Origin of the sequence: Roseibium album (assembly GCF_965233825.1) — a bacterium.
GTDB lineage: Bacteria > Pseudomonadota > Alphaproteobacteria > Rhizobiales > Stappiaceae > Roseibium > Roseibium album.
Genome location: NZ_OZ247583.1, coordinates 5,398,836 through 5,418,942, shown reverse-complemented (window position 1 = coordinate 5,418,942; position 20,107 = coordinate 5,398,836). Strand labels below are relative to the sequence as shown.

Genomic DNA, 20,107 nt, shown 5'->3' with positions numbered 1-20,107 from the left:
GGACACGCTTTGGATTGGATGATGAGGGGCACATGAAGCGAATTGGGACAGCTTTGTTGCTGATGCTCATTGCCTTGGCAGTTTTTGTCTGGATCAGTGATCCCACGAAACTCAAAACATCATCGGCGTCGCTGACACGGTTTGAAACCGGCGCGATGTCCGGGACAGAAGAGGGTATTGCTCTGTTCGGTTTCGGCGACTTCGGCGGTCTGAGTTCGGACACGCTGCGAACGTCGGCGGCACCCTGGAAACTTGCAGTTTCAGCGTTGGCGCTCCAGGAAACCGCCGGCGATGTTGCAGCATTGAAGCAAATTGATATTGCCGCAATCTATCGCAGGTTCGGATTTCACAGTCCGACGCAGATCGCCAACTGGCCGCCGACACTTGCCAGGCCGGATCTCTCGAAACCGGTCGGGATCAATACCGGTCTTGCGAAGCATACACTCCTGCCGATTGCCGTGACCATTGGAAACACCGGTTGCGCGGCCTGTCATTCGGGCGTGACCTACCGGGAAGACGGCACACCGGATACGACAAGAATCTGGTTGGGCATGCCAAACAGTTCGATCAATCTGGAAGCCTATACCGCTGCGCTCTACGCAGCGTTCCGGACTTACGGACATGACGATGCAAAGCTGTTTGAGGCTGTCGAGATCCTGTTTCCGGAGACAGGCTGGAGTGAACGGCAAACGCTTCGTTTCGCGATATTGCCAATGCTTCAACAGGAAATGGACGAAAGGAACAGGACTATTGGTCGACTTGTTCCGTTCGTGGCCGGGTTACCCGGTGCAACAAACGGTCTCGATGCATTGCGCAACCGGCTGGGGCTTATTCCCGAGGGTACCGTTGTCGACAAGAGCGTCTTCAATTCGGTTCCCGAGCTTGGTGGGAGGCTCTGGCGGCGCAGCTTCCTCAACACCGGCTCCTACGTGCCGCCGGGCGTTGATCCCCTCTCGGAAACCGTTCCGAAGGATCTCGATGAAAACCATCTGAAGGAAATGGCATCCATCGTCGCCTATTTCACGGTTCCGAGTATGGGGGTAAGCGCTGAAGTAGCCGAGGCCCATATTGCGGATGCTGAAGCGGTACTGCGTTGGCTTGGAGACTATGAGCCGCAGAGATTTCCTGGAAAGATCAACCGACATCTTCTGACCGATGGACGGTCTGTTTATGCCGACAACTGCAGTCAATGCCACGGCGTATACAACCAGGATCTCACCAAACCGGAGTTGGTCGCATTTCCAAACTGGCAGGGAGATATCGGAACCGATCGGCGCCGTCTGGAATTGACCGGTGAAAACGTCGCTGCCGCCGTCAATTCCGGTCATTTCGGACGCTATATCAGTGCAAGAAGCACCGGCACCTACGCGGCGCCGCCGCTGACCGGTATCTGGGCCAGCGCTCCCTATCTTCACAACGGCAGTGTTCCGACACTGTGGCACCTCATGCGTCCGGACAAGCGGCCCGAACGTTTTGTCGTCGGCGGCCATGCGCTTGACATGACACTGGTGGGGCTCCGCGGATCGGAAGATAAGAAAGGAGGCTGGATGCCGCCGCCTGATTATGAACCCTGGGCACTTTCGGCAGAAATCGACGTCAGTCAGTATGGCCTGGGGAACGAGGGTCACGAGCGTCCGTTCTCTTCCCTGTCCGAGGACGACAAGGCGGCACTTCTGGAATATCTCAAGCTTTTGTGACGAGTTGGTCGGCTGGCAGTCTGGCTTTTTCCGGCTGCCTGTTTCCAGGGTGGGGTCCGACACGCAAGACCGTAATCAGTTCGCGCTCCTCGGCGAGCTCAAACAGTTTCATCACCTCCCGCCGTGCCGTGGGATCGTCGGCGAGGACGGCCATGGGCCAGGCCGCGAATCCGGCGGCGGTCAACGCGAGCCAGAATTCATAGAATTTGCCGCCGCTTGTCCAGCGATCTTCTTCTGCCGGACGGTGAAAGGCGACGAGCCCGGTAGCCGTGACGGTTTTGCCGTGTTCTGAAACGATCGCCTTGCCGAACCCAAGCCGGTCGAGAATTTCAAACACCGGACGTCCAAGCGCAATTCCTGCCACACGCGCTTCGAGGCCTGACAACGCCAGAGATTCAGCGGAAAGACCATCAAGGGCCCAGCGCGGGTCCGAAGCGCGAAGCCGCATCCAGTCCACCAACTCCTTACGAAATGACGGAGATCGCATAACTGCGAGGCTTGCCTGGTCGTTCAATTCCGAGAGCATCGCAATCCTGTGCGCGTCCTGCGTGAGCGCCGTGTCGGAACGGCCGGCACACATGCCACTGAGTGACTTGCGCAGCTCCGGGCTGGCCTGTGCAAACCCTGCGCGGAACGTGGTCCGTCTTTTCAGGGTTTCGATCGGTTGGACAGGTCCGGGTGGGCCGGCGATGGCGAGGCGGGCGACGTCGTCAGAAATTTCCCAGCCCGACACGCCGTGGCCATGGCGGGCAAGGGCAAGCATCGTTCCGTAAAGTGCGGCACCGCCACTCAATCGTGCATCCTTGTTTTCCGGGTCACCCACAGGGAGCAGGCGGGCGGGGTCGAGGGACAAAACAATGGTTTTTTGACCGTCCATCGCCCAGCGGGTCGGCTGGGTGTTGTGCGCCGAGGGAGCGAGATTGGCTTCCGCCGCGATCTTTTCTAGAAATTCGGGGGTCACGTCAGCGCCTTCCGGTAGAGGTGCGCGCGGTGAAGCATGTGTGCACCGGCCTTCGTCTTCTGGGCCAGGCTCGCGGCGTTGACGTCAGCGATCCAGGTGTTGCCGAGTGTCTTGTAACCGGCCTTCTTCATCGCCAGGATCACATGCCGCAGAACAACGGGATTGATGCCCTTGCCCTGCATGTCCGCGCGGACCGCTGAATAGATCAGCACGGCGCGCTTGTTGGCAAACCTGTGCCGGAGAAAATGCCACGGCATCGTGAGCCCTGGACGGGACTGGATCTTTTTCAGAAATGGGTTGAGATCCGGGATGCACAAGATGGTCGCCACCGGGTCGCCTTTGTAAGTCAGGAGTGCGGAAATACGCGGGTCTATTATCCAGACCATATCCTTGGCCTGAAAACTGTATTCGTCGGCACTGACCGGGACGAACATCGGATTTTGCGCAAAGGCCGAGTTCAGCAGGAGCCGCGCCTGTTCCATACGTTCGCGGACATTCCAGCGTGAAATTCGGGCAAAAGCATAGTCCGGATCGTCAAGTACCTGCTGTTGTTTCGGTCCGATTGCCGGAGGTGCGCACGACGTCAGATCAACTTCGAAAGTTGCCATTGGAAAGTCACGCGCATATCCGTTTTCTTCCAATAGCCGGGGTATGTGGGGAGGGTTCCAGACCTGGTCCGTGTAAGGTGCGTTTTCGAACCCGTCCGTAACGACACCAATCTGCTGCATCGCTGTCAGGTTGATGTTTCCGACAATTTCGTCCAACCCGCGGGTGTGTGCCCAGGTTTCGGCAGCGGCCAGCAGGGCGCTGGCTGCGTCCCCGTCATCTGTACAATCGAAAAAGCCGAAATAGGCGCGCCGCCAGTCGAACTTCTTGTTGGACGCGTTGTGGACATGTGCAGTGAGGCGGCCGACGGGTTTTTCGCCTTGAAAGGCTGTGAAGATCGAAATGTCGTCAGGACCGGAAAACAACGGGTTCTTGTCGTGTGAGACGAAGCGAAGGAGATCCGCGCGTAGAGGAGACACATAAAGACTGTCGGGTCCATAGGCATTGAAGGGTGCTTGGAAGAAGGCGTCGAAATTGCCGGTCTCGATACGGATTGTCATGAGGTTCCCCTCCGGACCATGTCGCGTTCCGCGATCACCCGTGCAAAGCCGAAAGCGGAGCGCAGGCTGCTGCTTGAAGTTGCTGAAAAACCGGCAGGGGACCCGACTGCGACCATCAGCGGTTCTTCTGCCACGAGCAAAACCTCGTTTCCACCGGTGCGCGCGATCAATTCCCTGATCTGGCTTTGTGCTGCCGTGTCCAGCGAGCGGTTTTTCGGAAGATCGGACATGTTATGGGATCCCGTCGGTTTAAGCACCTGCACCATTAGATCGCCGTCATAGTCCTGAAGCTCGTTTGTTCGCAGAATTGTATAACCGGCCGTCAAGCCGTTGTTGTCGAGAGCGGCCAGGTAGTCGTCGAGACGTTTTGCATGTCGCATGGCGGCAAGGAGGGATGTTTGACGGCGGTCGCGGCGAATGGCTGCGGACGAAAGGCCGAGGACCAGGACAAGCATAAGCGAAACGACAATCGCCGAAGTCTCAAGTGTCTCTTCGGGAGACAGACCCGTCTGCAGTTTGACAAGCCAGGCTGCAAGGCAGCCTATGAAGGCAATCGAAGCGACAGCAGAAAACACGCGTGCGGCACTGGCTATCCTGGCTTCCAGCGTCACGGTGACCCAGGCGATCGTCAGCGCCCCAAGTCCGGACAGATAGGGCAGGTTTTCCGGTGGCAGCAGGTCGTAGTCCGACAACAGCAGGATCATCACGATCGGGATCGCAATGGCAAATCTGTTGATCGCCGTATTTTCAGTTGCAGTCAGGCTGGATCTGTCTCGCGTCAGAAGCATCACGAATATCAAGGTGAAGGACATCAACTGGTACGCGGCCAGGAGAAGCAGAAAACCTGGAGAGGACGCGACTGAGCCGGGTAAAAGCACCGCGGCGCACCCCGTGGCTATCATTCCGGCGGCAACGACCAGTTTCACGAAACGGGGTGCGTGACGGCGCAGGAAACCCTCCGTCAGCAATAACGCGGCGAACGGTATGACGGCCGCCGCAACGAAGGTTGCCGTTCTGAAAAGACCGAAGTCTGTCAGCCAGTCGGCAGCGCGCACGAAATAAAAGACAGCGACCACAAGCAGCGCAAAACGGAACCTGCCGGCAACACCACCACTGGCCGGATCGATCTGCCAGCGAACAACCAACAGACCGACGACGGCGGACAGGGTGACCGTGAGGTCTGTAACCAGTTGCGATTCATCCATCGGCTGCCTCAACCATGCCCGTAAGCTTTCGCCGCACGAACGGCCTCAACATTCCGGACAGGAGGCGAGGGAGCGGACGTTCGATTCTGGCCGTATAGGGGTTGAGGAACCAGCCGTTCTCGTCGGTATTGCTCGTCCTGCCAAGCAACAGGCCCAGCGTTTCATACGCCATCAGTGTCCCCGTGCTGATCACCATGGGCGCAAATGACATCCGGCTTCGCCTGCCGGCAGCGACATCGGCTGCAAGATCCAGATCGATATGGTGCCTGGATGAAGAGTTCAGCATGACATAGACGGCTTCAGCGAAGAAAGAAGCATCGCACTGGTCTTTCGTAAGCGCATTCCAGTCGGTTCCGATTGTCGGATAACCAAGACGCTCCTCCGGCATCGGTCTTCCGGGACGGGTTACATAGATCGACGGCAGCGGGGAAGCGTAAGCATCTATGACGGCACGGCCAAGTTCTCGTGACGTGCGATAGAGCAGGAGCGTGGCTGCAAGATCATCGGTACCGTTGATGACCACGTCAGCCTTCGAGACAAGCTCGGTGGCGCTTTGAGTCCAGGTCTGGTCGTAGACGTCGATATTGGCATCGGGATTGATGTTGAGGCACTGGGCCCTTGTTGCTTCGGCCTTGTCCCGGTCCAGGTGATCGAGATTGGCGAAGACCTGGCGGTTGAGGTTTGACGTCTCGAAGGAGTCAAGGTCCGCGAGGATGAGGTTACCGACACCTGCCCGAATGATCGACTGGATCGCAGCTCCACCCATTCCGCCTGTCCCGCACACGAATACGCAGGCCTGTTTCAACATCTGCTGTTCGGCTTCGGTGACAAATCCGATGTTCCGTGTGGTGAATTCCGAGTAGGTGAATGTCATCGTGCCCGCAGTAGACCGTAGTCTTTTTCTGAATTGAACCAGTGCGCCGCGGGAAGAAATACACGCCGCGCAAATACCAAAGTGCCCAGCGCCGCCAGCTGCATCAAAGATCCTCTGGGAACCGCGCGCGCTACGTACCGCTGAGCTGCTGCCAGATCGATCAGACCAATCTGCAAGACATCGTCTCCACGATCGTAGTTGAGTTCGTTTCGACACCAGGTGTTGTATTTTTCGTCACGATGCCTGGTGGTTTGTTCGATCGTTTTTTTCAGGTCGTCAGATCCACCGGTATAGGCATTGCGAATGACAAATCGCTTTTCGTCGAAATCCGCGTCAGCGCCCACGCCAAACACATGACGATGGTTCTGCATGATTTCGCGCGCAATCAGGATTTTTCGGAAGTCACTCGGTTCCGGTTCTTCTGGGCTTGGGCACACTTCGGAAAACGTCTCGCAAACCATGCCGACCACTGCCGGGACCTGCGTGACATTGGAGACATAAAGCGGCCGCAAGCCACCACGTATGAAGAGCAGGAGACACGTCAGTCCGTAGAGGATCCAGGAAAGCCCCTTCTGACGTTCCTGCGGATCTATCATGACCAGACCAAGGTGAATTATCCGGCACCTTGAGGCTGACTGATTGCAGTCCATCAATGAAAGTGCATTGAATGCAACGGGTTTGCCGTCGCTTGTTCGCCTTACCAGCGTTACGATCGCATTTTCCAGGCGCTCCCGGTTGCCTGACAACACTCCGTAGTCGAGTGCCCCGGTTTCAAGTGTTGCCGTTGCGATCCCGGTCAGGTCCGACCGGAGCTTCTCCAGACGGTCAGCGGTCATCCAGCGGCCCGGACGTTCGACGATTTCAACGGTATTGGTGCCGCTCTGGAACGACACATCGAGATAGTCCTTACTGACAGCTTTGGCGATCAGCCTCATCAGCAATCTCTCATGGCTGCCCAGTACGTCGCGAAACGCTCAGGCAAGCCTGTTATCCCGTTACCATAGTACCGGGACCAGTTGCACCTTCAGTCAGATGGACCGCAAGATCTGAAAATTCAATGAAGATGCCAAGAACTGCCGTGTGTTCAGCCGGATTGTCAGGAAGCGACACGCGGGCACGAACTACTCTGTTCGGCTCTCGACTTGAGGCCCTGAAGGCTTTGCATCGTGTTTGGATTGCCCGGCAGGACGAAACTCTGTTCCAGCGCGGTGCGAACGTTGTTGATGACGGCAAGATCCTGTACCGCGAGGGTCTGGCACTGGTTTCCGGTGAAACGCACACGGATACGGATCACCCTGTCGCCGTTGTCGGAAGGTCCGAATTCTGAATCCAGAGCGGGGTTCTCGCCGGCCATCGGACGTTCCAGAACAATCATGTTGGGCTGATCCTGCAGCACCACCGTTCCTCTTTCCTTTGCGCTGGAGACCAGGGCACTGCGAACGGTAACCGGGTCCGCCGCAATATTCACGCTCTGGGCCCCTGCGGGAACATCCAGTCTCGGCTGATCACCGAGAGAGGCCGACCGGTTCGAACCGGACTGGCATGCAGCAAGGGTTAGGGCGCAAATGCTGAAGATTACTGTATGTCGCATCGGGTGGTCCACAGTCCAAAGGGGTTTCAAAGGTCCGGTATTTACCGTGTTTTAGTCCAGGTCCAACCTCAGACACAACAAGTCAGAATCTCTTCCTGTCCCATGTCTCAAGTCTTCTACAAGAGTGCTAACGAAACCTTGTGGCAAAGACCGGGCAGATTTCCAACTAAAACTGGTCGCCCGTTTTGAAGCCGCCGCCGCCAAAACTGCCGCCTCCCTTGAAGCCTCCACCGCCGAATTGTCCGCCAGATCCCGAAGACCGGCGACCCGAGCGTCCGAAACCACCCATGGACTTCGGTAATCCGGATCCATTGGGAAAGGCAACCTTGCGGCCGCGCGGTTTCCGGCGACGATGAGATCGTTCCGCTCGCGCCCAGTAGTCGGCGCCCGTGATAGCGCCCTTGACAAGTTCGCCGAGCAGAACCGTCGTGAGCTTGTCATCGGAAAATGTCGATTCCCAACTACCGTAGTCTTTCGATCGAAAGCGCTTGATGACATCGGCGAGTTCTGCTCTCCGGCGGCTGATGTCACGCTGCAGTTCGCGGTCCTGCCGGATTTCCCGGGCAACCTGCTCGACGCGCTCCCTGAAGTCCTCTATGCGCTGGACGATCTTCTCGTCCTCCGGAGAGGGGGTGTCCATTGCGGCTCGCCACAGGTCATTGAGATCGTCGGCTTTCAGGGATTCCGACAAAAACCCCTCGGCCTTCTGAAAATCGGAATCCTCGCCGCTGGAGAATTCCGCGAGTGCGCCAGCGAGTGTTTCAATCTGACTGTCAAGTTTTTCAAGGTCCGTGTCGATCTGCTCGATCTCGTCACTATAGCCTTCGATCGATCCGACCAGATCCGTGCCCGCAGCATCGTTCATGGCATTGCGGCTGAATTCGGCAAGCTTTTCTTCTTCCTGCGCGGCAATCTCGGCGCAACGTTCGGCATGTCTTGCCATGCGGTCGGGAATGCCTGTCAGCATGGCGTAGTTTGCCCGTGCATCATCATAGCGGATCAGTCCGGCAACCCAACGGTCAAGTGACCTGGTCAGTCCCCTGTAATTGTAGTCAGGCGTCCCGTAACCACGCTGCCACAGATAGACAAATAGCGGATCGGCATCATAGGCTTTGCCCTTCTGTTCCTGGTCCTGCTGGGCGGTACGCGCTTTTTCGGCCGCAGCCTCGGCAGTCGCATTTGCCTGTTCTGCGGTTTCGCGCTGAGCCAGGTAAGCGCTGTCGTTTTCCAGGCGACCGTCGACCGTTTCCATCAGGTCGTCCATCTGGTTTTCTGCCGTGTCGCGCGACGTGTCCAGCTCCTGGCGCTGCTTGTGCTTCTGGTTCCGTTCGGATTCAGACTGGCGAAGCTGTTCGCTCAGAACCTTGTAATCGTCGCTGCGCTTGTCGAGCAGGCGTCTTGCCTCACGAGCAGCACTGTCGAGGCGCGTGTTAAGTGTTCCGGCCGCATCAGTGTCCAGACGAAATCGGGCGAGGTCGCGATAAGCCTCGCTTTGCCGTTCCTGCAGGTCCGTCACCGAACGCGTCGAACGTTCGATGCGCTTGCTCAGCTCTGCTTCTTCCCGGCGGAGATCTGCCATGGACTGCTCAATCGTCCCGAGTGTTTGCCGTCCCGTCAACATGAGATGTCCTCCGGCGAGAATGACGGCTTAACCTGCGCTACCATGTCGTAATCGCTCCGCCCTGAACACCGCTGCGCCATTTGACATCGAGTTCGCCACGCCGTTTTTGACCGAGAACTCCCTTTTGAACGATGCCGTCTTCGATCTTGTCGCGCCGTACAGCGTCATAGATCGCTTCCGATACCCGTTGCCCCCATTTGTCAACGGATTCGGACTTGCCCGTTTCTTCAGACTGGATCGTCTGCTTGAGAACATTTCCGTCCGGATCGATGGCTTCCACGACAATGTAGAAATTCTCGCTGTTCGGATTGGCTTCCGGTATACGTGTGAGGCCGGTCGGTTCACCCTCGCGCGAGACGATCTGGACCTCAAACACCTGTTGAAGCCGCCCGGCGAGTTGGCGCAGATCCGCTTCCGCCTTGAAGGCCGCTTCGTTTTTGCCGTCCTCCAGCGCAAGGCGGCCATCTGCAGCAAGCGAGTTTGCCTCGGCTTCAACCTCGGTATTTTCGGTCAGCGTCTCGACGCGCTCCACGAGTTCGGTGAACGTCGCAGGAAGAGCTTCAAGCCGCGCGGTCAGCTCCGCTTCGGCGCGTTGCTGTGGCAATATGACGAGGAAATACCAGGCGGCGACAACCACAAAAAGCAAAGCGGCGGCCGCCGCAAGCCACTTGGACCAGGTTCCTCTGGAAATGTAGATCATCGCCAGCGTGCGCTGAAATCCGGTCTTGGGCGGCGAATAGACAAAGCGATCGCGCTTGAGGTCTTCGACACCGGCTTTCAGGATGTGCTCGGGGACCTCGATACCTTGCGAGGCATACACATGACGCAGCCGTTCGACCATCGCGGCGTCACGCTCATCCGTCTTCAACTCCCGCGCAACCTGACCTTCTTCGTGACGCAGCGTATCCACCACGTCCATCACCATCATCAGATCGTCGAGAGGCGCGTCGGATTTGTCAGTCCTGCTTGCCATCAATACCCGTCTTCTTGCATCGGTCGGGCCGACCTCTTGCCGGCCCGATACAGTCTTTCGTGATCAGAGACCCTGACCCTGTGCAGTCAGTTTTGCGAGCCGGCGCTTGCCTTCTTCGACCGCGTGGCGAATTTCCTCGGAATTCTTGGTCGACATGTCCCGCATTTCGGAAATGATCTCGCGGGACTGGACCTGGAAATTCACCACGGAATCGACCAGTTTTTTCACTGATGCTGCGGCGACGGTCGGGCCATAGCCTGCCTTAAGGGCCTCTTTTTGCACGGCGTCGCCGATTTCAGCCAGAGTTTCGAGGCTCTTGTTGATACCTTCCTTCATGGCATTCAAGGTTTCGGTGGACTCGTGCAGGCCCTGCAATCCGGTAAAGGACGCGTTGAGAGCTGTCAGGACGGATTCGTTTGTCGAAAAGAAACTGACGGACTGCGCGTAAACACGTTCCTTGGCGTTGGTGGTCTGCACAAGACGCGCCATGATCACTTCCGAGGTGTTGTAGCCTATGGTCAGATTGTCGGATAGGTCCTTGGCAATCTGATAGCGCTTCTCCTCGTCCTGCATCTCGCGCATGCGTTCGTCGCGGGTGAGCTCCAGCCGTGCCTTTTGTGCCGGATCGTCACCGGCATAGCCTTCCACTTCCTTGGAAGCGGCTTCCAGCGCGAGTTTTTTGCCATTCAGCTTTTCGGTTGCCATGTTCAGCAACTCCAGCGCTGTCACCTCGGCCTGTTTCAGGGCGCCGCGAAAGTCGCGATAAGAGTCCAGGATTGTCTGCTCCCGCTCGATCTGGTCCTTGGTCGCAAGGGCGACTTCCTTGTACGTCCCGCGAATATCCTGAAACCGGTCAGAGATCGTGCCCCGGCGCATGTCACGCCATTTGTTCGACAGGTTTTCCGTGAAGGAGATCTTGCCGTCTGCCAGCTGATCCACCAGCGACTTGGCGTCGTCCCTGATGGAATTGAAGGCGTTGGTGATTTCCTCGTATCGCTCACCGATATCCATCTGCTGGACCTGCGTGCGGACAACCTCGTTGAAATTGGAAGCCTGGCTGAGCGTGCGCGAGATGACCAGCACCTTGTCGGGAGACAGCTCCGAAATCTGTTCAAGAAGCGCGTTGATAGGTGCGTCCGCTTCAGATTCCGGCGTAATTCCAATATCGCGCAGTGTCGACAATGCGCGATCGAGATACTGAAGCGGTGAGAAGCTTCCCGCCGGCGTTGCTGCCGTTCCGGTGGTTTCCGGTGTTGACGCGTCAGTCATTTTCGAGCCTCCTGTGCGAAACGGCTTTTATAAATGGTGGGGGCACATTCCCTGAGGTTCGCCCTGCCGTCCCGTTGACAATCATATGCTGCAAGTAAGGGCAGGCTAACGCCGCTCTGTCAACGGCTTAGCGTCGGTTGACAGGAAATTTGCCGCCGGTCACAATCTGCGCGCACACAACCCGCAGGCGACAATTGCGACGGCGTCATATCGAACGACGGGGATTGTCAAAAGGGATCAGGCGTCTCTGCTGCTCCGATTGTGAAACCGGGTTGGATTTCAGCCAAGATTGGCAGCGATCTTTGCCGCCAGCCGCGCGTTGTTGCGCACCAGGGCGATGTTGGTGTCGAGGCTCCTGCCATCGGTCAGCTCAAGAATTGCACCAAGGACAAAGGGAGTGACGTCCTTGCCCCTGATTTTTTCTCTTTCGGCTTTTTTGATTGCTGCATCAATGTACCCGGACATTTCATCGCGCGGGATCTCGTCAGCTTCTGGGACCGGATTGGCTATAAGTACGCCGCCGTGATCAGTGAATTTGGCGCGCATGTTCAAAAGCCGGCCGATTTCACTTGCCGAGTTCAGTGAATAGGGCGCGACAAGTCCACTGTTGCGTGACCAGAAAGCCGGAAGCTCTTCTGTTCCATAGGCGATCACAGGAACGCCCTTGGTCTCCAGTACCTCGAGTGTTTTCGGAATGTCGAGCAGCGCTTTTGCTCCTGCACTGACAACGCAAACAGGCGTCCGTGCAAGTTCGTCGAGATCGGCAGAAACATCAAAGGTCTCTTCGGCGCCCTTGTGAACGCCGCCGATGCCGCCGGTTGCAAAAACCTTTACGCCGGCGAGGTGCGCGGCCATCATCGTGGCTGCAACGGTCGTAGCGCCAAAACGGCCTGTCGCCAAAGCAAAAGTCATGTCTGCCCGTGAACACTTCATAACGTCGTCTGCCTGTGCGAGACGATCGAGATCCGCATCACTCAGGCCAACGTGAAGCTTGCCGTCCATGATGGCGATTGTCGCGGGTACGGCGCCTTCCGCGCGAATATCAGCCTCAACCTGCCGCGCGGTTTCGACGTTGCGGGGAAACGGCATGCCGTGGGTGATGATTGTCGATTCCAGCGCAACAACGGGTTTGGCGGATGCAAGGGCCTCGCTGACTTCTTCGCTATAGACAATCAACGTTTGGACGGCGGCGGCGTTGGAAGGTTGGGTCACGTTGTGAGGCCTTTGTTGTTGAGGCTGTCCCATCCAAAATTGTTGGGACGTGAGTTGAGCGCCTTATAGGGAGATCGTGGCGTTGCGCCAAGGCTACAATTTGTCCGACTGGTCAAAAATCTCGAGATTTTGCCAGGACAAATCGCCGGCAAGCGCACCGGTAGACCTCAGGGTCAGCGCCGCCGCCGACAATCCGAAGCGCGTCGCATCGAGGAGGTCATACCCTCTTGCCAGTGCCGCGATCATTCCGGCGGTCAAGGCATCGCCTGCGCCGGTTACATCCACGATTTCGGCTGTATGAGGAGCGAAGCTGCGCAGCGTTTCGCCGGAAAATACCCGCAATTCGCCGCCACCGTTGGTCAGGATGAACGACTTCAGGCCGCTGTCGATCAATGCCTGCGCCAACGCTTCGGCGGGTGTCTCGGTAGGCCTGTTAAGGAGAGATGCTGCTTCGCTTTTGTTGAGCGTGAGGCAATCGAGACCCTTCAGAACAGGTCCGAGACGCGGTGCCTTGGCGTCCGAGACCGCATTGGCGATGACAAACTGGCCGCCGATACGTTCGATGGTGTGCTGCAGCATCGCTTCGGGCAAGTTCGCGTCAAGAAACCAAAGGGTCTTTTCGGTTGATACCTTTGTTTCCTTGTCCAGGAGAGTGTCGAACAGATTGTCCGGTGCTTCGGACAAGACACGATCGTCGACGCAGGCCGCGGCAAGTTCTCCGCCAGGGTCATGGAATGCGAGATATTGTCCTGTCGAATGATCCAGGCGCTGCACCAGGTTCAGGCGAAGTCCTTCCCGTGTCAGTTGATCTTCAAGCATATGAGCAGCACCGTCTCCACCGACTGCTCCGATCAAAGTCGTTTCAACACCAAGCTGTGAAACGGCGCGGGCGATGTTGGTGGCAACGCCGCCCGGTCTGGCGCTGAAGCGGGCAGGGGTCGATGTCTCACGATGAATTTTGGTGACCGCATGCGCAATCGTATCGTAGTGAACCGCACCGATGGAAACCAATCGATATTCGGGTGTGGAGAACACAGGTATGGCACTTCCGTCTAGAGCAGGCCGGTCTTTTGACCGGGACCGAGAAAACCTGCGGGCTAGCAGATCATCAAGACTGCGGCAACCTGTTCGGCGGGTGACGCGATTCTGCCGGAAGACAGAATCACGATATGTTTCCATTCTTTTCTAACGCAACGGTATCTTATTTGACGAAAATGAGAACATATTGGAAACAAAGTATAATTTCCGTATTAAAACCAAGCAGTTTGTTGTTCTTGTTTATTGAGAACAAATAGTGTACAAACCCATCCATTGAAACAACGCGTCCGTCGTGGAATAAGGAGCGTAAGCTATGTCGCAAAATACACTTCGTCTCGTAGAAAGCAGCCAGATGGATAAGACAAAAGCGCTGGATGCAGCGCTCAGCCAGATTGAACGCTCCTTTGGCAAAGGATCCATCATGCGGATGGGGCAGGGGCAGGTTGTTGAGGTTCAATCTGTTTCGACCGGGTCCCTGGGTCTTGATATTGCACTCGGGATCGGTGGATTGCCGCGCGGCCGTGTTGTCGAGATTTACGGCCCTGAGTCTTCCGGCAAGACAACGCTTGCCCTGCATACCGTCGCCGAAGCCCAGAAAGAGGGCGGTATCTGCGCTTTCATAGATGCAGAGCATGCTCTTGATCCTCTCTATGCTCGTAAGCTTGGTGTCGATATCGACAACTTGCTGATATCGCAGCCGGATGCCGGTGAACAGGCTCTGGAGATCGCCGACACGCTGGTCCGGTCGGGCGCGGTCGATGTACTGGTCGTTGACTCCGTCGCCGCTCTGACGCCGAAGGCCGAGCTGGAAGGCGAGATGGGTGACAGTTTGCCCGGCATGCAGGCCCGCCTGATGAGCCAGGCCCTGCGCAAACTCACGGCTTCGATTTCCAAGTCAAAGTGCATGGTCGTCTTCATCAACCAGATCCGTATGAAGATCGGTGTGATGTTCGGGTCTCCCGAAACCACAACAGGTGGTAATGCGCTGAAGTTCTATGCCTCCGTCCGTCTCGACATTCGCCGGATAGGCGCGATCAAGGATCGTGACGAGGTCGTCGGAAACCAGACACGTGTGAAAGTGGTCAAGAACAAGCTTGCCCCTCCCTTCCGGCAGGTTGAATTTGATATCGTCTATGGCGAAGGCGTTTCCAAGATGGGTGAGCTCATCGACCTCGGCGTCAAAGGCAATGTTGTCGAAAAGTCCGGTTCGTGGTTCTCCTACAACAGCCAGCGCCTCGGTCAGGGCCGGGAAAATGCCAAGCAGTTTCTGAAAGACAATTCGGAAATTGCGGAGGAAATTGAACTGGCCATCCGTCAGAATGCAGGCCTGATTGCGGAAGCGATCATTGACCCTGAAGCGGCTGAAAGCGCTGAAGATCTGGTTGATGACCAAGGCTAAGATATTGTTTTTGAATACTTAGTATCGGTGACTTGCGCGATTTGATAGAGGCTTTCTCCCGTTTCGGAGAAAGCCTTTTTCATTGTCTATCGGAAAAGGACCAGCGCTCATGGAGTGCTCTGACTTTGTCAGGACGTGCTCAATTGCTGGACAGGGTTTGAGGTCAAAGTTAAAAGGCAGTTCCGGTGCGGACCCTGAAATGGGGCCTTCGCACCTTTAGATTTTCAATTGGCCCGAATTACCAAGGGCAGGCACTGATGTGAGACCCGAATGACCGGCGTAAATGAAATCCGTTCTACCTTTCTGGACTTTTTCAAGAAAAACGATCACGAAGTGGTTGAGTCCGGACCGCTGGTTCCGCGCAATGACCCGACCCTGATGTTCGCGAATGCGGGCATGAACCAGTTCAAGAACGTTTTTACCGGGCTGGAAACACGCCCCTATTCGCGCGCTGTGACCGCCCAGAAGGTTGTCCGCGCCGGCGGGAAGCACAACGATCTGGACAATGTCGGTTACACGGCCCGTCACCACACGTTCTTCGAGATGCTCGGCAATTTCTCCTTTGGAGACTACTTCAAGGAAAGAGCAATCGAGCTTGCCTGGAACCTGATCACGAAGGAATACGGGTTGCCCGCGGACCGGCTTCTCGTAACCGTTTATTCTCAGGACGAGGCAGCTGCCGGATTCTGGAAGAAAATTGCCGGCCTCAGCGATGACAGGATTATCCGTATTCCAACGTCGGACAACTTCTGGTCCATGGGTGATACGGGACCCTGCGGTCCGTGTTCGGAAATCTTTTACGACCACGGCGATCATATCTGGGGTGGTCCTCCAGGTTCCGCCGAAGAGGATGGCGACCGTTTCATCGAGATATGGAACCTCGTCTTCATGCAATACGAGCAGACGAGCGATGAACGTCTCGACCTGCCGCGTCCCTCGATTGATACGGGCATGGGTATCGAGAGACTGGCGACCATATTGCAGGGCGTCCACAACAACTACGATATCGACCTGTTCAAGGCGCTGATCGCTGCGTCGGAACATGAAACGAATGTCGAAGCTGCCGGTGCTGCGCTCGGCAGTCATCGGGTGATTGCTGATCATCTGCGCTCGACAAGTTTTCTGATCGCTGATGGTGTATTGCCCTCCAATGAGGGCCGCGGCTACGTGCTGCGCCGTATCATGCGAAGGGGGATGCGCCACGCGCATCTCCTTGGTGCGGCTGAACCCCTCATGCACAAGCTGGTGCCGACACTCGTGCGTGAAATGGGACGTGCCTATCCGGAACTGTCTCGCGCAGAGGACCTGATCACCGAAACGCTGAAGCTGGAAGAGACCCGGTTCCGCAAGACGCTGGAACGCGGCCTTGGGTTGCTCGACACCGCAACGGACGATCTGACGGCCGGTGGCCAGCTTGACGGTGAAACGGCCTTCAAGCTTTACGACACATATGGCTTCCCGCTCGACCTGACACAGGACGCGCTGCGCGCGCGCGACATATCCGTCGATACCGACGGTTTTGATGCCGCGATGGAGCGCCAGAAAGCCGAAGCTCGCGCTGCCTGGTCCGGGGCCGGAGGGGCCGCTACCGAGGCCGTCTGGTTTGCCTTGAAGGAAAAACACGGCGCGACGGATTTTCTCGGCTACGAGACCGAGCGCGCGGAAGGTGTTGTTGTTGCACTTGCCTCTGAAGATATGGAAATCGAAAAACTGTCCGCCGGTGAAAGCGGCTTCGTCGTTCTGAACCAGACACCGTTCTATGGTGAAAGCGGTGGTCAGGTCGGTGATACCGGAGAGATGCTTGCAGCCGGTCTGAAAGCTACGGTGACCAACACGCAGAAAAAAGCCGATGGTCTTTTTGTCCACAGTGTCACGGTTGAGGACGGAGAGCTCGTCCCCGGCCTTGCTCTGGAGCTGAAGGTTGACCACGCCCGGCGCAGCGCTGTGCGGGCAAACCATTCCGCGACACACCTTGTTCACGAGGCTCTTCGTGAAGTGCTCGGTACGCATGTGGCACAAAAAGGGTCTCTGGTCTCGCCGGACCGTTTGCGGTTCGACTTCTCTCACCCAAAGCCGATGGATGACAGCGAACTGGCGACAGTCGAGACCTATGCAAACGAGATCATCCTGCAGAATGCTCCGGTCGAGACACGCCTGATGGCGGTCGATGATGCCATCGAGGCCGGTGCGATGGCGCTTTTCGGTGAAAAATACGGTGATGAAGTGCGCGTTGTCTCGATGGGAACGGCATTGCACGGGTCACGGGAAGGCAAGCCCTATTCCCTGGAACTTTGCGGCGGTACCCATGTCAAGCGGACCGGCGACATCGGACTGGTGACGCTTGTTTCCGAAGGTGCAGTTGCCGCCGGTGTGCGCCGGATCGAGGCACTTACGGGCGCTGAAGCGCGTTCCTATCTTGATGCGCAGGACAAGCGCATGCGCGCAATCGCGGCACTTTTGAAGATCGGCGCCGATGATGTGCCGGCCAGGGTCTCCCAGCTTGTGGATGAACGCCGCAAGTTGGAAAAGGAACTTGCTGATGCCAAGAAAAAGCTCGCGATGGGCGGAGGCGGCAACGGAACTGCGCCGATCAAGGATGCTGGTGCCTTCAAATTGATGGCACGCACGGTTGAAGGCATCAATCCGAAGGACTTGAAGGGCATGGCTGACGAGGCCAAGGCCCAGCTCGGGTCAGGGGTGATCGTACTGATCAACGTCGCCGAAGATGGCAAGGCGGCGATCGTGACCGCAGTCACCAAGGATCTGACGGAAAAGGTGAACGCGGTGGATCTGGTGCGCATCGGATCGGAAGCGCTTGGAGGACGGGGCGGCGGAGGCCGTCCGGACATGGCACAGGCCGGGGGACCGGATGGCGCAAAGGCGGACAGCGCGATTGCGGCGATCGAGACTCACCTGAGCGCAATGTGATTTGGTATCGATGACTTTGAGAAATGAAAAAGCGTGCCAACTGGGCACGCTTTTTTCATCAGGACCGTGGTGCCGGTCAGTTCAGAGCTGCGGTGACGGCCATCGCGATTGCGGCCAGGAATGTCGACACGATCAGCATTTTCAGCACGATGTGGTGAGGTGACGTCTCCGCTGCGCGGACCTTGTTGGTTTCAATTGTCATAATTCCCTCCTGACGAGTTGTGTCGCCCACATCCATAGAAATGGGGCCTGCGACAAATTTGCCCAATCACGTTCGCGGAACCGGCTCTCACGGAATCGCGCGGTATGCGTGAAGACCCGAACGGATGATTTTGTCCTGAAACGATATTCGGCTATTCATGAAATCGCTGATTTTTCAATACGGAGCGCGCAGTGCAGGACGAAAGTTTCAAACGGGCTCTTTATGAAGTGCTTGAGGACACGGGCAAACGAAAGGTCGCAGCCCGTACTTTGAGTCATTTCCTGATTTTCCTGATTCTGCTGAACATAGGTCTGGCGGTGTTGGAAACGGTGCCTCAGGTGCGCACAACTTTTGGCCACCATTTGCGGTTTCTTCAGCTCGGCAGCGGGTTCATTTTCCTCATAGAGTACATATTGCGGCTTTATGTTGCCGATCTGCACCCGCCGCTTCGTCGTTATGGTCCGTTGTGGTCTCGACTGCGTTATGCGGCTCATCCCGATGCGATCATCGATCTGATCGGAGCCCTTCCGCTTCTGTTCGTTCTCTTCCTGCCCAATCAGGCCTTCACAATCGTCGTCATCCTTCGATTGCTCAGGTTCCTGAAACTCGCACGCTATTCACCGGCGCTCCGGTCGCTGATTTCGGCTGTCGTCGGTGAGAGGAAGGCGCTTCTGGGTTCAAGCATGATCATCAGCGGTGTGATCCTGTTGTCGGCGACCCTGATGTATCTCGTAGAACATGACGTTCAGCCCGAGAAATTCCGTAGCATTCTTCACGGCATCTACTGGGCAATCACGACGATCACGACTGTGGGCTATGGGGACGTCGTACCGGTCAGCAACCTCGGGAAAATCGTTGGCAGCGTGGTCATGCTGATGGGGTATGGCCTGATTGCGCTGCCCGTGGGAATTATCGCTTCCGCATTCGCGCGCGAAATTCACAGCAGGGATTTTGTTGTCACCTGGTCGATGGTCGCCCGTGTCCCGCTGTTCGAAGACCTGAAGGCAACCGAAATCGCGGAAGTTTCAAAACTCCTGCAGGCACAGGCAATTCGCAAAGGCGGGGTGATAGCAGAAAAAGGCGACGTGGCTGACCGGATGTATTTCATTTCGGAAGGTGAAGTGGCGATCAAGCTGCAACATGAAACGGTTTATCTAGGAGAAGGAAGTTTCTTTGGAGAGCTGGCTCTCATCAATCAAAGCCGCCGAACGGCAACCGTAACGGCCTACCGGGACTGTCAGTTGCTTGTGCTTGAGTCCGACACACTCCAGGAACTCATGAACAGGGACGAAACGCTTGCCAAAAAGATCATGGACGAAGCGCGCGAGCGTGTCGCTGCCGGCAAGAAGGTGCTTGGCGAACTTGCGGAAGAAGAGCTTCAGCAGGCCGGGGTCTATGCTTCTGCAGACGAGATGAGCGAAGAACCGGAGCTTTCATTCGACAAGGACGATGAAACGGACAAGGATCCCGCCCGGTAGTCTTTATTCAGAGGGCCGGTCAGATTTCAGTCCAGCCTGCAAGCAGCGTCTGTCCTCGGAGTATCGGTCACCTGGATCAACAGCAGGACACAAGGTTCATCGCCAACAACACCCGACAGGTGTCCCTCCTGTCCGTTGGCACCGGGCCTGGAGAGCTGGTCTTCACCAAAGGAAGCCATGCCGGGCCCCATTTCCACACGGGTCCCATCCATGCTTTCAACGAACCAGGTTCCCGAGAGCGGAACGATCCACTGCGGCTTCGGATTGCGGTGCCACCTCAACGTCCCGGGCTGAAGGACCAGTATCGTGATGTCCTCGGGATCGGCTGCAAGGCGTTTTACCCAGAGGTCGCTGGCCGGTGGGGCGAAACTCTGGAGTTCAAAATTGGAGAACCGGCAATGGGACTGGTGTGTGACGCCGTCAATATCGGTCCAAAGATGCCAGTAGTGAGCAGCAGGGTCTTTTGTATCGCTTGTCGAATTCATGAGCGTGGTTCCGTTGTTGCGCTCGTGCATGGCGCACCAGGAGACTTGCCGCGAGGGGAGCGCTCGCC

Annotated in this window: 17 protein-coding genes; 4 read left to right on the top strand and 13 right to left on the bottom strand. The window is 56.9% G+C overall.

Going from position 1 to position 20,107, the window contains the following annotated elements; all coding sequences use genetic code 11:
- The first annotated feature begins 32 nt into the window (after positions 1 to 32).
- Positions 33 to 1,697: a hypothetical protein gene (locus ACO6TI_RS24905; protein ID WP_422383582.1), complete on the top strand. Its 1,665-nt coding sequence runs from the start codon at positions 33 to 35 to the stop codon at positions 1,695 to 1,697.
- On the opposite strand, the gene ACO6TI_RS24900 is transcribed toward ACO6TI_RS24905, so the two are convergent.
- The 11 genes from ACO6TI_RS24900 to ACO6TI_RS24850 all read right to left on the bottom strand — a co-directional run bounded on the left by ACO6TI_RS24900 (position 1,684) and on the right by ACO6TI_RS24850 (position 13,544).
- Complete coding sequence (locus ACO6TI_RS24900) at positions 1,684 to 2,658, bottom strand: hypothetical protein (RefSeq protein ID WP_422383581.1); 975 nt, start codon at positions 2,656 to 2,658, stop codon at positions 1,684 to 1,686. The two genes, ACO6TI_RS24905 and ACO6TI_RS24900, sit on opposite strands and share 14 nt — an antisense overlap.
- On the bottom strand, positions 2,655 to 3,764 hold the full coding sequence (locus tag ACO6TI_RS24895; protein ID WP_422383580.1) for a GNAT family N-acetyltransferase: 1,110 nt from the start codon (positions 3,762 to 3,764) through the stop codon (positions 2,655 to 2,657). Before ACO6TI_RS24895 ends, ACO6TI_RS24900 begins: the two co-directional genes overlap by 4 nt.
- A complete protein-coding gene (locus tag ACO6TI_RS24890) occupies positions 3,761 to 4,969 on the bottom strand; it encodes a hypothetical protein (protein WP_196876934.1) in 1,209 nt (402 codons plus the stop codon). Before ACO6TI_RS24890 ends, ACO6TI_RS24895 begins: the two co-directional genes overlap by 4 nt.
- Positions 4,962 to 5,843, bottom strand: a complete 882-nt coding sequence (locus tag ACO6TI_RS24885) for a HesA/MoeB/ThiF family protein (RefSeq protein WP_108873836.1) — start codon at positions 5,841 to 5,843, stop codon at positions 4,962 to 4,964. The genes ACO6TI_RS24890 and ACO6TI_RS24885 overlap by 8 nt, the downstream gene beginning before the upstream one ends.
- Positions 5,840 to 6,778 (bottom strand): hypothetical protein, encoded by a 939-nt coding sequence (locus ACO6TI_RS24880; protein WP_422383579.1) that lies wholly within the window; start codon positions 6,776 to 6,778, stop codon positions 5,840 to 5,842. Before ACO6TI_RS24880 ends, ACO6TI_RS24885 begins: the two co-directional genes overlap by 4 nt.
- A gap of 161 nt (positions 6,779 to 6,939) precedes the next feature.
- The gene (locus ACO6TI_RS24875; RefSeq protein ID WP_108873838.1) at positions 6,940 to 7,434 is read right to left on the bottom strand and encodes a hypothetical protein; all 495 of its coding nucleotides are present in this window, start codon (positions 7,432 to 7,434) and stop codon (positions 6,940 to 6,942) included.
- 166 nt (positions 7,435 to 7,600) lie between these two features.
- Positions 7,601 to 9,055 (bottom strand): hypothetical protein, encoded by a 1,455-nt coding sequence (locus ACO6TI_RS24870; RefSeq protein WP_055116468.1) that lies wholly within the window; start codon positions 9,053 to 9,055, stop codon positions 7,601 to 7,603.
- Between the two features lie 37 nt (positions 9,056 to 9,092).
- The gene (locus tag ACO6TI_RS24865) at positions 9,093 to 10,028 is read right to left on the bottom strand and encodes a DUF6384 family protein (protein WP_104702119.1); all 936 of its coding nucleotides are present in this window, start codon (positions 10,026 to 10,028) and stop codon (positions 9,093 to 9,095) included.
- Between the two features lie 63 nt (positions 10,029 to 10,091).
- Complete coding sequence (locus ACO6TI_RS24860) at positions 10,092 to 11,297, bottom strand: cell surface protein (RefSeq protein ID WP_104702118.1); 1,206 nt, start codon at positions 11,295 to 11,297, stop codon at positions 10,092 to 10,094.
- 279 nt (positions 11,298 to 11,576) lie between these two features.
- Positions 11,577 to 12,509: a pseudouridine-5'-phosphate glycosidase gene (locus tag ACO6TI_RS24855; protein WP_422383578.1), complete on the bottom strand. Its 933-nt coding sequence runs from the start codon at positions 12,507 to 12,509 to the stop codon at positions 11,577 to 11,579.
- A 93-nt stretch (positions 12,510 to 12,602) separates the two neighbouring features.
- Positions 12,603 to 13,544: a carbohydrate kinase family protein gene (locus tag ACO6TI_RS24850; RefSeq protein WP_422383577.1), complete on the bottom strand. Its 942-nt coding sequence runs from the start codon at positions 13,542 to 13,544 to the stop codon at positions 12,603 to 12,605.
- A gap of 316 nt (positions 13,545 to 13,860) precedes the next feature.
- Here ACO6TI_RS24850 and recA point away from each other — a divergent pair, with 316 nt between their 5' ends.
- A complete protein-coding gene (gene recA, locus ACO6TI_RS24845; RefSeq protein WP_108873842.1) occupies positions 13,861 to 14,946 on the top strand; it encodes a recombinase RecA in 1,086 nt (361 codons plus the stop codon).
- 270 nt (positions 14,947 to 15,216) lie between these two features.
- Positions 15,217 to 17,874, top strand: a complete 2,658-nt coding sequence (alaS, locus tag ACO6TI_RS24840) for an alanine--tRNA ligase (protein ID WP_196899711.1) — start codon at positions 15,217 to 15,219, stop codon at positions 17,872 to 17,874.
- Between the two features lie 76 nt (positions 17,875 to 17,950).
- Here alaS and ACO6TI_RS24835 read toward each other — a convergent pair whose 3' ends face one another.
- Positions 17,951 to 18,076: a hypothetical protein gene (locus tag ACO6TI_RS24835; RefSeq protein WP_268873255.1), complete on the bottom strand. Its 126-nt coding sequence runs from the start codon at positions 18,074 to 18,076 to the stop codon at positions 17,951 to 17,953.
- Positions 18,077 to 18,267: 191 nt separating this feature from the next.
- Between ACO6TI_RS24835 and ACO6TI_RS24830 the strand changes: the two genes are divergently transcribed.
- Positions 18,268 to 19,554, top strand: coding sequence for a cyclic nucleotide-gated ion channel (locus tag ACO6TI_RS24830; protein WP_055116458.1), 1,287 nt, complete (start codon positions 18,268 to 18,270; stop codon positions 19,552 to 19,554).
- A gap of 26 nt (positions 19,555 to 19,580) precedes the next feature.
- On the opposite strand, the gene ACO6TI_RS24825 is transcribed toward ACO6TI_RS24830, so the two are convergent.
- On the bottom strand, positions 19,581 to 20,039 hold the full coding sequence (locus tag ACO6TI_RS24825) for a cupin (RefSeq protein WP_108874067.1): 459 nt from the start codon (positions 20,037 to 20,039) through the stop codon (positions 19,581 to 19,583).
- Positions 20,040 to 20,107 lie beyond the last annotated feature (68 nt).

Coding starts and splice junctions, on each gene's coding strand:
- ACO6TI_RS24905 (WP_422383582.1), top strand. CDS start 33: ATGAAGCGAATTGGGACAGCTTTGTTGCTGATGCTCATTGCCTTGGCA.
- ACO6TI_RS24895 (WP_422383580.1), bottom strand. CDS start 3,764: ATGACAATCCGTATCGAGACCGGCAATTTCGACGCCTTCTTCCAAGCA.
- ACO6TI_RS24890 (WP_196876934.1), bottom strand. CDS start 4,969: ATGGATGAATCGCAACTGGTTACAGACCTCACGGTCACCCTGTCCGCC.
- ACO6TI_RS24885 (WP_108873836.1), bottom strand. CDS start 5,843: ATGACATTCACCTACTCGGAATTCACCACACGGAACATCGGATTTGTC.
- ACO6TI_RS24880 (WP_422383579.1), bottom strand. CDS start 6,778: ATGAGGCTGATCGCCAAAGCTGTCAGTAAGGACTATCTCGATGTGTCG.
- ACO6TI_RS24875 (WP_108873838.1), bottom strand. CDS start 7,434: ATGCGACATACAGTAATCTTCAGCATTTGCGCCCTAACCCTTGCTGCA.
- ACO6TI_RS24870 (WP_055116468.1), bottom strand. CDS start 9,055: ATGTTGACGGGACGGCAAACACTCGGGACGATTGAGCAGTCCATGGCA.
- ACO6TI_RS24865 (WP_104702119.1), bottom strand. CDS start 10,028: ATGGCAAGCAGGACTGACAAATCCGACGCGCCTCTCGACGATCTGATG.
- ACO6TI_RS24860 (WP_104702118.1), bottom strand. CDS start 11,297: ATGACTGACGCGTCAACACCGGAAACCACCGGAACGGCAGCAACGCCG.
- recA (WP_108873842.1), top strand. CDS start 13,861: ATGTCGCAAAATACACTTCGTCTCGTAGAAAGCAGCCAGATGGATAAG.
- alaS (WP_196899711.1), top strand. CDS start 15,217: ATGACCGGCGTAAATGAAATCCGTTCTACCTTTCTGGACTTTTTCAAG.
- ACO6TI_RS24835 (WP_268873255.1), bottom strand. CDS start 18,076: ATGACAATTGAAACCAACAAGGTCCGCGCAGCGGAGACGTCACCTCAC.
- ACO6TI_RS24825 (WP_108874067.1), bottom strand. CDS start 20,039: ATGAATTCGACAAGCGATACAAAAGACCCTGCTGCTCACTACTGGCAT.